The 12310-nt window shown below is 60.8% G+C and carries 10 protein-coding genes; 5 read left to right on the top strand and 5 right to left on the bottom strand.

Going from position 1 to position 12310, the window contains the following annotated elements:
- On the top strand, positions 1-1483 hold a 1483-nt coding region (locus SYN63AY4M2_RS00800), incomplete at its 5' end, for an iron uptake porin (protein WP_099887139.1).
- Between the two features lie 142 nt (positions 1484-1625).
- Here SYN63AY4M2_RS00800 and SYN63AY4M2_RS00795 read toward each other — a convergent pair.
- The 3 genes from SYN63AY4M2_RS00795 to SYN63AY4M2_RS00785 all read right to left on the bottom strand — a co-directional run bounded on the left by SYN63AY4M2_RS00795 (position 1626) and on the right by SYN63AY4M2_RS00785 (position 4615).
- Positions 1626-2429 (bottom strand): DUF6671 family protein, encoded by an 804-nt coding sequence (locus SYN63AY4M2_RS00795; protein WP_240530464.1) that lies wholly within the window; start codon positions 2427-2429, stop codon positions 1626-1628.
- Positions 2430-2534: 105 nt separating this feature from the next.
- Positions 2535-4241, bottom strand: a complete 1707-nt coding sequence (locus SYN63AY4M2_RS00790; protein WP_099887137.1) for a SulP family inorganic anion transporter — start codon at positions 4239-4241, stop codon at positions 2535-2537.
- Positions 4242-4375: 134 nt separating this feature from the next.
- Positions 4376-4615, bottom strand: a complete 240-nt coding sequence (locus tag SYN63AY4M2_RS00785; RefSeq protein ID WP_240530463.1) for a hypothetical protein — start codon at positions 4613-4615, stop codon at positions 4376-4378.
- Between the two features lie 184 nt (positions 4616-4799).
- Here SYN63AY4M2_RS00785 and gyrA point away from each other — a divergent pair, with 184 nt between their 5' ends.
- The 4 genes from gyrA (at position 4800) to psb28 (ending at position 9698) form a co-directional block, all read left to right on the top strand.
- Complete coding sequence (gene gyrA / locus SYN63AY4M2_RS00780) at positions 4800-7355, top strand: DNA gyrase subunit A (protein WP_099887136.1); 2556 nt, start codon at positions 4800-4802, stop codon at positions 7353-7355.
- A gap of 190 nt (positions 7356-7545) precedes the next feature.
- On the top strand, positions 7546-7941 hold the full coding sequence (locus SYN63AY4M2_RS00775) for a DUF760 domain-containing protein (RefSeq protein WP_011430263.1): 396 nt from the start codon (positions 7546-7548) through the stop codon (positions 7939-7941).
- 86 nt (positions 7942-8027) lie between these two features.
- Positions 8028-9212: a glycerate kinase gene (locus SYN63AY4M2_RS00770; RefSeq protein ID WP_228375490.1), complete on the top strand. Its 1185-nt coding sequence runs from the start codon at positions 8028-8030 to the stop codon at positions 9210-9212.
- A gap of 171 nt (positions 9213-9383) precedes the next feature.
- On the top strand, positions 9384-9698 hold the full coding sequence (gene psb28 / locus SYN63AY4M2_RS00765) for a photosystem II reaction center protein Psb28 (protein ID WP_011430265.1): 315 nt from the start codon (positions 9384-9386) through the stop codon (positions 9696-9698).
- A 5-nt stretch (positions 9699-9703) separates the two neighbouring features.
- Here the strand turns inward: psb28 and gatA are convergent, their stop codons facing one another.
- Together gatA and SYN63AY4M2_RS00755 are read right to left on the bottom strand one after the other, a co-directional pair.
- Positions 9704-11233 carry an Asp-tRNA(Asn)/Glu-tRNA(Gln) amidotransferase subunit GatA gene (gatA, locus tag SYN63AY4M2_RS00760; protein ID WP_099887135.1) on the bottom strand — a complete coding sequence of 510 codons (1530 nt, stop codon included), beginning with the start codon at positions 11231-11233 and terminating at the stop codon, positions 9704-9706.
- A gap of 51 nt (positions 11234-11284) precedes the next feature.
- Positions 11285-12310 (bottom strand): RNA-guided endonuclease TnpB family protein (locus tag SYN63AY4M2_RS00755; RefSeq protein WP_099887134.1); only part of this gene is annotated, 1026 nt, incomplete at its 5' end.

The following is a 12310-nucleotide window of genomic DNA, read 5'->3' as shown; positions in this document are numbered from 1 at the left end:
CGGGCCGGTCACCTCCATCTCTGAGCTTTCGGATGTGCAGCCCACCGACTGGGCCTTCCAAGCCCTGCAATCCTTGGTGGAGCGCTACGGTTGTATTGCCGGCTACCCTGACCGCACCTTCCGCGGCAACCGGGCCATGACTCGCTTTGAGTTTGCCGCCGGTATGAACGCCTGCTTGGATCGCATCAATGAGTTGATTGCAGCCGGTTTGGCCGACAAAGTCTCCAAGGAAGACTTGGCCACTCTGCAGCGCTTGCAAGAGGAATTTGCTGCTGAGCTGGCAGCCCTACGCGGGCGGGTGGATGCCCTGGAGGCCGATGTTACTGATTTGAAAGGGAAGGTCTTCAACCCGGTTACCAAGTTGAATGCCCAAGTCATCGCCGCTGTTGTAGGCAGCGCTCTCACGGAAGACAGAGTTGTTGATGGGAAGGTAGTAGCAGAGCAAAACCAAGCCAACATGACTCTTCCCTATCGGGTACGCTTGAACTTCGATGCTTCTTTTGTGGGTCGCGATCGCCTGCGCATTCGTCTCCAAGCTCGCGATGCTGTGACTGAGTTCTTTGATGGGGATCCCGGCCTTGAGTTTGGCGGCCGTGGCGGCGGCACTTTCACCCTGGCCAAGCTGATCTACCAATTCCCAGCTTTCAACCGAGCAGCTACCATCTACACGGGTATCGTTGGCTCAGATGTGTCCGATGTATTCAACTACAGCACACCCTTCGAAGCTCTCTCCGACTTCGCCGACGCTCCCAACTCCACGGCGGATGTGCCAGGTGGAGCTCTGTTTGGCTTCCGCTACCGCCTCTCCGATCAACTGCGCTTGGCCTACAGCTACAGCACCAGGAACGCTCAAGCCTTGGGCAACGGCTTCGGCGACAGCGGTATAACCGGTAGCGACAGTGCCCACGCGGTAGAGCTGGGCTTCCTGCCGAATGAAAATCTAGAGATTTACCTCCAGTTTGCCAGTACCTATCTGCAGACGGCAAACGATGGCCCTGAGTTCTTGGCCAACGGTACAGCTCTTTTCCGTGGCCCTCTGAGAGTAACCAATGTGTCCACCTCTGCACGGGTGAACGCCTTTTCTGTGGCTGCCAACTGGGAGATTACCCCGCGGATTATTGCGTCTGGCTGGTTTACGGCGGGCAACGTTGACTATAACCTGCCCAACGTGGTACCGGCGGGCACCATCGATCCGGGCGACGAAGACTTCAACGGCTGGCTGTTTGGCTTTGCCTTCCCAGATCTGTTCATTGAGGGTGCTCAAGGGGGTGTGGTTTTTGGCCAGCCAATTGTGACCACCAAAAATGAAGGAGTTTGGGATACCCGCCCGTTCATTGTGGATGTTTACTACAGCTTCCCGGTGAACGAGTACCTCACCCTTACCCCGGCAGCCTACTTTGTGAGCAACCCCAATGGTGCTCTACCTGGGGACAACGACCCAACCATTGGTGTGGGCGCTCTGCGGGCAGTGTTTACCTTCTAACCCCTTGCTGTCCTGCCTAGGTTAAAAACAACTTAGGGATCCGCCACTGCGGATCCCTTTTTTATAGCAAGTCTCCCAAGCCTTGCCCTTGCACCGAAATACATCGAGTTGGAGCTGGCGCCGGGATCCTTCTCAAGACAAGTTAGGGGTTACAAAAGGCGCACTGAGCGGGATCTGCCCAGGGCTCTGCCACAGGCTCGGTGTGGGTGTGGGAACAGCGAGCACAGCCATATACCCAAGCCTTGGCCACGGGGGTGGGGGCGCCACATTGGCCGCAGGGCAGTCCAGAGACCGAGCGGATCTGCCAGTAGCCAGGAGTGCCGCAGGCCGGGCACAGGCTTTGGGCTTTGGCGATTAGGTTTTGGGTGGCGGCTGCGATAACCTGGAGCCGGGTTGGGTTGTACAGGGCCCGCATGTCGGTTTCCAGATGCAGGCCACCCTGCCGAGCCAGCAGCTCCCCCACCACCTGCTTCAGGGTTGCTTCGTCTTGGATTCCTTTGTGGATAACCTGGGGCTTTTCTGGCCGGTCGAGGGCGATCAGGGCGTGCTGGGGAAAACCCGCCCTTTGGGCAAAGTCCAGCGCTTCTGCCCAGCTCTGCACCCAGCGATGGCTGAAATTGGTTTGGGTGCTCTCTGCATAGCCGACCAGCTCCAAGGGATCCGCGCCGGGTTCAAAAACCCTGAGCATGACCCACTCCTGATTCCAAGGGATCCAAGGGATCTGGGGGTGGGGGCCAAAGGATCCCTCGCTGGCCAAAACCAAAGAGGCGGGATGAGCTTGGCGGGCTCTCTCAATTTTCAGGCGTAGGGTGTGGATGGGATCCCCTGGCCGAGGCCGCTCCCGCGAGAAGGTGCCCAGTTGGTCGGTGTCGAAAGCTACTACTTGAACTTGGATCCCCAAATGTTCGGCCAAGAGAGGGCCGATGACCTGCTCTTTGCGATGCATGGTTGCCAAGTAGGCGACCCGACCCTTCCATTGCATAGACTCAGACTTAACCTAGATCTGGCAAACGGATCCCGCAGCTTTGTGGCTCAGGCCAATTGGGGTTACTCAAACCAGGGGACTGGCCTCGAGCGGCAAGCCCAACTGGGCGACGGCCTCGGCCAAAGCGGCCTCCCGGCTCTCCACAAATCGCTCTGCCGGCAAGGGCAGATGCAGGCTTTCCAAGCGCTGCCGGATCCGACCCTTGGCCCCGACGATCCACACCTGTTTGCGTTGATCTAGAGCTTCGCGGATGGCATTTTCCAAGGACAGCGTCGCCGAAACGCCTAGCATCGGCACATCGGACAAATCCAAGACCAAAGCCTGGCAGGAGGCCACCGCCTGGTGTTGGCGGGAAATGGCCTGGGAAACCCCGAAGATCATGGGCCCGCTCAGGTAAAATAGCAACACCTGACCGCGGCCCTGGCGCAGCAATTCCTTTTCCCGCGGGGTGAGATCTACGGCATCGTCCGCATCGGTAATGGCTTTCACCTCTTCCGCTTGCAGCTCGCTCAGACGCTGAATGGTGAGCAAATTGGCCACAAATACCCCTACCCCCACGGCAGCGATGAGATCCACAAACACCGTCATGAACATCACCCCGTACATGATGGCTGCCCCTTTGAGGGAAAGGCGGTGGGCCCGCTTGAGGAAGCTCCAGTCGAGGATATCCACCCCCACCTTAAAGGCGATCCCTGCCAGCACCGCCATTGGGATCCCTTGCGTGAGGGGAGCGGCAAACAGCACCACCATCAGCAGGATTAACGCTCGGGTAATGCCGGCTAGAGGGGTACGTCCGCCCGACTGGATGTTCACCACTGTGCCCATGGTGGCGCCGGCTCCCGGCAGCCCTCCCATGAAGCCGGACACCAAGTTAGCGATCCCCTGCCCGATCAGCTCTTGGTCGGAGTCGTGGCGGGTGCGGGTGAGGTTATCGGCAATGACTGCCGTCAAGAGGGTATCGATGCAGCCCAGCATCCCCAGCACCACTCCATCCAGCACCAGGTTAGCTAGAGAAGCAAAGGGCAACTGCGGCCACTGCAACTGCGGCAAACCGGTGGGGATGGGGCCAATGCGCCGCAAATCCCAGTCAGCCATGAACAAGTTGGCCACCAGCGTTCCCAGCACCAGGGCCACCAACTGGGGCGGCACCACTCTTCGCCAAGGCTTGGGATAGCCAAAAAGGATGGCAAGCGTCAGCAGCCCCAGCCCCAGCTCTGGCATCTTGAGGTTGAGCAGGTAGGTCGGCAGGTTCTGCACCGCCCCGATCACTCCCCCCTGGCTGGCGTGGCCCAAAAGCGGCGGGATCTGCAGCAAAATCATGATCCAGCCGATCCCGGACATAAAGCCGGAAATAACGCTGTAGGGCATGAGGGTGATGTATTTACCCAGTTTCAGGGATCCAAACAGGATCTGAAATAAGCCCCCCAGCATCACCACGGTGAAGGCCGGCCCCAGCCCCTGCTCCGGGTAACGAGCTGTAACATTAGCAACCACCGCCGTCATCATCACAGTCATCGGCCCGGTGGGTTCGGAGATGAGCGTGGGCGTACCCCCAAACAGAGCCGCAAAAAAGCCCACGCATACTGCTCCGTACAAGCCCGCCACCGGCCCTGCCCCCGAAGCCACCCCAAAGGCCAAGGCCATCGGCAAGGAAACAATCGCCGTCGTCAGCCCGCCGAAGAGATCCCCGCGCCAGTTGTCTAGGCTCAGACGTCGGTGCCAATCCAGAAATCTCTTGCCGCCGGACTGTTGTTCTTTCGCTTGGCTCAGCATGCCCCAAAGCCCTCCACGCTATGGGCAGCCTATCATTGAACGTTACTATAGAGATCATGCTAGATGATAGGTTTTCTTCTATGATTTCCCTCAGGGATCCCTATCTGGATCCCACTTAGAGTGAGGCATGGGGCTCAAGCTGGCAGAGTGGTGTGAAAGTGGGAGTAATCCACATAGCGATGCCCGTTGCTGTCCAGGTGGAGAATATCGGCAAATCGGTGGTTCCAGAGAATCTCATCGGCCAAGTAGGAGTGGCGAGCATGGATGGTTTGGGAAAAGGTGTCGTCGATGCCGGTCAGGGTAATGATCAGCTCCGCTTGGCCCACCTGTAAATCTCGATCCATGAGGCTGTAGAGAGGGCCGCCGTGAACCACCGAGCCTCTCCTACTGGAAGTCAGCCAGCCTTCACAAAGGGCGAATGGTAGACTAGGAGTACAAAAATTCTTTGCTTAACTCAATCACACTCAGTCTGCCACGGTCAGGGTTTACTTCCCGATAAACTTCCACGAACCCACTGCGCCAAGGCCGACTGGGATCCCTTACGGATAACCCAACCCCATGAGCGACAACGAATCGACGGCGCGCATCATCTCCACCGACCTGCAGCGGGAGATGGCGCAGTCCTACCTGGAATACGCCATGAGCGTGATCGTCGGGAGGGCTTTGCCGGATGCGCGGGATGGCCTCAAGCCGGTGCACCGCCGCATTCTCTACGCTATGCACGAGTTGGGCCTGACGGCGGATCGCCCCTTCCGCAAGTGTGCCCGCGTGGTGGGGGATGTGATCGGGAAATACCATCCCCACGGGGATCAGGCGGTTTACGAAGCCCTGGTGCGCATGGCCCAGGACTTCTCCATGCGGGAGCGCCTGGTGGACGGGCACGGCAACTTCGGCTCCATCGACAACGACCCGCCGGCGGCCATGCGCTACACCGAGTGCCGCCTCACCGCTTTTGCCCAGGAAGCCCTGCTGCAGGATATCGACGCCAACACCGTCGACTTCATCGACAACTACGACGGATCCCAGCAGGAGCCGCTGGTGCTGCCGGCGCGGATCCCGCAGTTGCTGTTGAACGGTTCTTCTGGCATTGCCGTGGGCATGGCCACCAACATCCCGCCCCACAACCTGGGAGAGCTGGTGGACGGCCTGATCGCCCTCATCCACAACCCCAACCTGACCAGCCTGGAGCTGATGCAGTGGATCCCGGCCCCTGATTTCCCCACCGGCGGGCTGATCATGGGCCAGGAAGGCATCCGCGAAGCCTATACTACCGGGCGCGGCTCCATCACCTTGCGGGGGGTGGCCACGGTGGAGACCATCGAGCAGCGGGGCCGACCGACGCGGGAGGCCATCATCATCACCGAGCTGCCCTACCAAACCAACAAGGCAGCCATGATTGAAAAAATTGCCGAGCTGGTCAACGAGAAAAAACTGGAGGGCATTGCCGACATCCGCGACGAAAGCGACCGCGAGGGCATGCGGGTGGTGATCGAGCTGAAGCGGGATGCTCAGCCTCAGGTGGTGCTCAACAACCTCTACAAGCAAACCCCCCTGCAGAGCAACTTCGGGGTCAACATGCTGGCCATCCTCAACGGCGAGCCGCGCACCCTGACGCTGCGGGACGCACTGCAGGCTTTCTTGGATTTTCGGGCAGAGGTGATCGAGCGGCGCACCCGCTACGAGCTGCAGAAAGCCGAAGAGCGGGATCACCTGTTGCAGGGCTACCTTTTGGCTTTGGGGCAGTTGGATCGGGTGATCGCCCTCATCCGCGGAGCCGCCGATGCCACCACAGCCCGAGCTGAGTTGCAGGCAACGTTGGGCCTGAGCGAAGCGCAAGCCGATGGCATTTTACAGATGCAACTGCGCCGCCTCACCGCCCTAGAAGCGGAGAAAATCCAGGCCGAACACGAAGACTTGGTGAGGCAAATTGCCGATTTGCGGGATATTTTGGCCCGCCGGGAGCGGGTGATGCAGATCATCAGCGAAGAGCTGCAGCAGCTCAAGAGCCGCTTTGCCAGCCCGCGCCGCTCCCGCCTCTGCCTGGAAGACTGTGAGCTCAAGGTTGCCGATCTGATCGAGAACCGCGAGACGGTCATCTTCCTCACCGAGCAGGGCTACATCAAGCGCATGGACCTTGAAGAGTTCCAGGTGCAGGGGCGGGCCACCCGCGGCAAGGCCGGCGCCCGCATCAAAGACGACGATGCCATCGAGCAGTTTTTTGCCTGTCGCAGCCACGACACTATCCTCTTTTTCACGGATCGGGGGATGGTCTATACCCTGCCCGCCTACGAGATCCCGCAGGGGAGCCGCACCGCCCGCGGCAGCGCCATCGTCCAGTTGCTGCCCATCACTCGGGAAGAGCGGGTTACCTCGATGGTGCCCGTGAGCGAGTTCAGCGACGACGAATACTTGGTGATGCTCACCCGAGCGGGCTACATCAAAAAAACGGCCCTCAGCGCCTTTGCCAATGTGCGTTCCAACGGCCTGATTGCCATCTCTCTGGAGGAAAACGATGAGCTGCGCTGGGTGCGCCGCGCCCGCTCCAGCGACGATGTGGTTATGGCGACCCGCCAGGGCATGTGCATCCGCTTCCGGGCAGATGACGAGCAACTGCGCCCCCTGGGGCGAGCCACCCGCGGCGTGCGGGCCATCACCCTCAACCCCGGCGACGACATCGTCAGCATGGACATCATCTTTGCCGAGTCGGTGATGGCCGCTGAGCGAGAGGGGGAGAGGCTGGCCAACCCCTGGGTGCTGGTGATTACCAAAGAAGGGCGGGGCAAGCGCTCGGCCATCGACCACTTCCGCCGGCAAAACCGGGGCGGCAAGGGGGTGATCGCCACTAAGTTCCGCCAGGAGTCGGATGAGCTGGCTGCCCTGCGCATCGTCAATGCCGAGGACGAGATCCTGTTGGTAACTGCCAGAGGCATTGTCATGCGCCAGTTGGCCAAGGCCATCCCCACTCAGTCTCGCGAGGCGACAGGGGTGCTGGTGCAGCGCTTGGATCCGGAGGACAGCATTGTAGGAGTGACGGTGGTGCCCGCTTCGTTTATCAGGGATCCGGCGGAAGCTGAAGAGGAGCCGGCAGAGGGGATCCCCGAGGCCGACGGTTGATCTCCGAGGCGGCGCCTCCCGAGGTACGGCATTTGCCGCCTCAAAGGGGTGGGATCCCGTACCGAAGGCGGCGAGGCTCGGGTGTTAGGTTTGACATAGCCCAATTGGCGGAGCTGCGAAGGCCTAAGGAATGGGGCCAACAGCTCCGAGTTGGGCTAGATTTGCTGTGTTTGGGGAGCTTGGTGACTCCATGTCGAGCCCGATCAATTTCATTCCTGGTTTTGAGGCCGCGCAAACGCCCAGCCCCAACAACCGGCTCTGGCAATATCTGCAGTCTCAGGATCCCAGCGTTTTTCAAGACATCGCCCGCAACTCGTCGCCGGAGGTGCTGGAGATCTTGGGCCACAACATTCGCAGCTTGGTGGGCAGTTTGCCGCCAGACCAATTTGGCGTTCAAATCATCACCAACCGCGAGAGCTTGGCAAAAATGCTCTCCGGGGCGATGATGGGTGGCTACTTTCTGCGGGTGATGGAGCAGCGTCTGGCCCTGGAGCAGTCTTTGGGTAACTCATCCGCCGCCGTCCCCTCTCCCCAACCTTCAACACCGGATCAACCTCCAACAGCGGAGGGGGGCAGTGCCCAATAGCTCCGGGCTCAGCCTTGCGGGCCCGCAGCCAAGTTCAATCCATCCTCTCTGTTGCCGCCGAGGACGTTTTAGGGCTGATGCTGGGTATGGGTTCACCAGACCAGGGATCTGAGTTCAGCCGCCCACCTCGGCGGGTTTTGATCTGCCCGGATAGCTTCAAAGGATCCCTGACAGCCAAGGCAGCAGCGGAGAGCATCTCCCGGGGCATCCGCCAGGTCTTGCCGAAGGCCAAGGTGGAGCTACTCCCCCTGGCCGATGGGGGCGAGGGCACGCTGGAGACCTTGTTGCCGGCGCTGGGGGGAGAGAAACGAGGGCTGTGGGTCACTGGCCCGCTGGGGGATCCCGTCTGGGCCGAGTACGGGGTGGCAGGCGAGCGGGCGCTGCTGGAAGTAGCCCAGGTGGCCGGCCTGACCTTGGTGCCCCCTGAGCAGCGGGATCCCACCCGCACCACCACCTATGGCCTGGGGGAGCTGTTGCGGGCCGTCTGCCGGGATCCCATCGCCGAGATTTGGATAGCGCTGGGCGGATCCGCCACCGTCGATGCGGGTGCGGGGATGGCGCAGGCCTTGGGCTATCGCCTCTTGGATGGGGCCGGGGATCCCATCGGCTGGGGGGGAGGGGAGCTGGCCCGCCTGGCGCGCATCGAGCCACCTAAACAGCGCATTTGGCAAGGCAAGCGCATCCGCGGCCTCTGCGATGTGCAGAACGCCCTCACTGGCCCGTTGGGGGCGGCTGCCGTCTTTGCCCCCCAGAAGGGCGCCACTCCCCAGCAAGTGCGGCAATTGGAGCAGGCACTGCAGCAGTGGGCCAGGGTGGTGGAGCGGGATCTGGGCCGGGCCGTGGAGGGGATCCCAGGGGCCGGCGCCGCCGGCGGGCTGGGGGCAGGATTGGTGGCTTTTTTGGGCGCCACCCTGGAGTCCGGGATCCAGCTCTTGGCCCAGCACTTGGCCCTGCCGGAGCGTCTCCGCCGCTGCGATCTGGTGGTAACTGGCGAGGGCCGCCTTGACGAACAGAGCAGCATGGGCAAGGTAGTGGGGGCGGTGCTGGAGCAGGCCATGGTGGCCCAGAAGCCCCTGCTGATTCTCTGTGGCCAGGCCACCCCGGCAGCCCGGGCCGACTTGGCCGCCCGACCCCTTCCCATTAGAGTTGCTGCCCTCTGTGACCGGATCCCGGATGTGGCCGAGGCGCAGCGCCAGGCCGGTTACCACCTGGAGCAGATGGCCGCTTGGGAGTTGAAAAAGTTTCTGGCCGGGGATCCGATCCCCACCTAGCAAATGGCTGGGAAACAGCTTATCCATCGATCTCCAGCTCCCCTCTCCCCTTGGGAGAGGGGCTGGGGGTGAGGGCCGCTAGGGGCGGGGATCGCTTGGGTCAGCGACAAAGTGTCTTAATCATCGTGTTTGGAACAACTATAATGACTTGAATGAGTTTTTTTAAAAATTATGGCCACTATTGAGTTTTCTCCCGGTATTCCAGAAGTGCCAACGCAGGTGCGGTTGCTGAAATCCAAAACCGGCAAGCGGGGATCCGCCATTTTTCGCTTTGAGGAGCTGAAGTCCGACACGCAAAGCATCCTTGGCATGCGGATGATCGACGAGGAAGGGGAGCTGACCACCCGCAACATCAAAGCCAAGTTCTTGAACGGGGAATTCAAGGCCTTGGAAGTGATCTACGACATGGAAACAGAAGCAGAATGGGAGCGCTTCCTGCGCTTCATGGAGCGCTTCTCGGCAGCCAACCAGATGGGCATGGCCTAGTGGGCTCAGCTTTTGGATTTTTTGCTCCCCTTGGTGGACTTGCTCTTGGCTTTGGGCTGTTGAGCGGTTCCCTGGGCCTGCTCAAGGGGGGGCTGTCCCAGGGGAGGTCGCCGCTTGTGCCAGTCGGTGCTCTGCTCATAGGCATAGGCCACCCGCAGCACCTTGCTCTCCTGCAAGACGTTGCCGATGATCTGCAGGCCAATGGGCAGACCGTTGGCAAAGCCACAGGGCAGGCTCAGCCCCGGCAGGCCCGCCAAATTGACCGGGATCGTCATCAGGTCGCACAGGTACATACTCAAGGGATCCTCCCGCTCCCCCGCCTTGAAGGCCGGCGTGGGGGTGGTGGGGCTGACCAGCACATCCACCTTCTCGAAGGCCCTGAGGAAATCCTGCTTGATCAGGGTGCGCACCTTCTGGGCTTTGAGGTAGTAGGCGTCGTAGTAGCCGGCAGAGAGGGCATAGGTGCCGATCATGATGCGCCGCTTCACCTCCGGCCCAAAGCCGCGGGCGCGCGTTTTGCCGTACATAGCCAAGAGCGAGTCGGCGGGTTCCCGCAGGCCGTACTTGACGCCGTCGTAGCGGGCCAGATTGGAAGAAGCTTCCGAAGGGGCAATGATGTAATAGGTGGCCAGGCCATAGCGAAAGCTAGGACAGTCGATCTCCAGGATCTCTGCCCCCAGCTCCTCTAGGTGTTGGATGGCCGCTTGCACGGCAGCGCGGGTCTCTTCCCCACACCCTTCTCCCAGCAGGTCGCGGATGACTCCAATCTTGAAGCCTTTGATCTCGGGGATCAGGGCCTGGCTATAGTCCGGGATCTCCACCTTGAGGCTGGTGGAATCCAGGGGGTCATGGCCGGCAATCCCCTGCAGCAGCAGGGCCACGTCCTCCACCGTGCGCCCAAAGGGCCCCACTTGATCCAAAGAGGAGGCAAAAGCCACCAGCCCATTGCGGGAGACCAGCCCATAGGTGGGCTTGAGGCCGACCACGCCACAGAAGGCCGCCGGCTGGCGGATCGATCCCCCCGTATCCGATCCCAGGGCCACCACCGCCTGGTCTGCCGCCACCGCCGCCGCCGACCCGCCTGAGGATCCCCCCGGCACCCGCGTCAGGTCCCAGGGGTTGGCGGTGCGCTGAAAGGCCGAGTTTTCCGTAGAACTGCCCATGGCAAACTCGTCCAGGTTGGTCTTGCCCACCGTCACCATGCCGGCAGCCGCCAGCCGCGCCGTCACCGTCGACTCGTAGGGCGGGATGAACCCCTCCAGCATCCGGGAAGCGCAGGTGGTGCGGATCCCTTGGGTGCAAAGGTTATCTTTCACCGCCAACGGGATCCCGGCCAAAGGGCCAATCTCTTCCCCGGCCCGAATGCGGGCGTCCACCGCCCTGGCCTGTTGCAGAGCCAGTTCCTCGGTCACAGTAATAAAGCTCTTGAGCTGCGGCTCCAGTTGGGTGAGACGCTCCAGGTATTCGCGGGCGATCTCTTCGGCAGAGCGCTCTTTGGTTACCAACTGCCTGTGGAGGGCACGGATGACAGACATAGGCAAACTCGTGGGGAAGGGCAAATGCCAGTAAACTACCCGGCACCCGCGCTATGCGCAGGATGCGGGCTTTATCCCAATCCCTAGCGGCCCCAGAAAGCAGCTAAGTTTCGGAATTTCAGGCGAGTTTACAGTCGCCCCAAGGAGAGAGATTACTTGAGCAGCGTTATAATCAGCATCCCCTTCCCAGCCACAATGTCCACACTTGAACGACTTGCCGCTTCGGTAGGACTTGCCCTGCTCAGGGTGGATGTGCAGGCACCGGTGGCAGGTCTGACTGGTATAGGCGGGCGGAACCAGTACCACAGGCACTCCAGCAATGGCAGCCTTGTAGGTCACAAACATCCTGAGCTGGTAGAACGCCCAGCTATTGGCTCTACGGCGTTCAGTCTTACTCCGAGGTTCCTGATTCAAGCGCTCTCGGATGCCTGTCAAGTCCTCAAAAGCCAGTGCTGCACCAATAGCCTGGGCATCCCTGACCAAGGTTCTGCTGATGTTGTGGTTCAGCCATGTCTGGTAGCGCCGTTCTCTCCCAGAGAGCCTTCTCAACAGCCTCCTAGAGCTGCGAGTGCGTTTGGATTGAACCTTGGCGCGTACACGGCTGAACCGGTCGCGGACGGCCTGGATGTGTTCTCCACCCCAAGAGCGTCCGTTACTAGCGGTGGCTATATCCCGCCTGCCCAAGTCAACTCCAATTACCTTAGGAGTCTTGCCAGTTGGGGGAGTGTCCAACTCAACCGCAATGTTGATGTAGTACTCCCCTTGCCTGGTCTTGGACAGAGTCGCACTGGTGGGCGTTTGCCCCCGCAGCAAAGCGATTTGATAACCGCCAATCTTGAGCTTGAGCCAAACCCGTCCGCTCATCAGGGTCACGCCCACGGCTTGGTCGGACTCTCGGTACTTAAAAGTACGCACATCCAAAGTCAGGCTGGTGGGGCGAAACTTGTGGACTTGTTTCACCGCTTTGGCGTTGCTAATCACACGGCGGAGCGCCTGACAGACGTGGTTGGCTTTCAACCCCGTTGCCGCTCTCACTGGCCTATAAACCAAGTGGTGCAGCTTGGCGGTGTTCCAGCA

Origin of the sequence: Synechococcus sp. 63AY4M2 (assembly GCF_002760475.1) — a bacterium.
In the GTDB taxonomy this organism is placed as follows: Bacteria; Cyanobacteriota; Cyanobacteriia; order Thermostichales; family Thermostichaceae; genus Thermostichus.
Note: the sequence above shows the minus strand (reverse complement) of the source record. Positions and strands in the feature narration are given on the sequence as shown.

Coding starts and splice junctions, on each gene's coding strand:
- SYN63AY4M2_RS00795 (WP_240530464.1), bottom strand. CDS start 2,429: ATGCATCGCAAAGAGCAGGTCATCGGCCCTCTCTTGGCCGAACATTTG.
- SYN63AY4M2_RS00790 (WP_099887137.1), bottom strand. CDS start 4,241: ATGCTGAGCCAAGCGAAAGAACAACAGTCCGGCGGCAAGAGATTTCTG.
- gyrA (WP_099887136.1), top strand. CDS start 4,800: ATGAGCGACAACGAATCGACGGCGCGCATCATCTCCACCGACCTGCAG.
- SYN63AY4M2_RS00775 (WP_011430263.1), top strand. CDS start 7,546: ATGTCGAGCCCGATCAATTTCATTCCTGGTTTTGAGGCCGCGCAAACG.
- SYN63AY4M2_RS00770 (WP_228375490.1), top strand. CDS start 8,028: ATGGGTTCACCAGACCAGGGATCTGAGTTCAGCCGCCCACCTCGGCGG.
- psb28 (WP_011430265.1), top strand. CDS start 9,384: ATGGCCACTATTGAGTTTTCTCCCGGTATTCCAGAAGTGCCAACGCAG.
- gatA (WP_099887135.1), bottom strand. CDS start 11,233: ATGTCTGTCATCCGTGCCCTCCACAGGCAGTTGGTAACCAAAGAGCGC.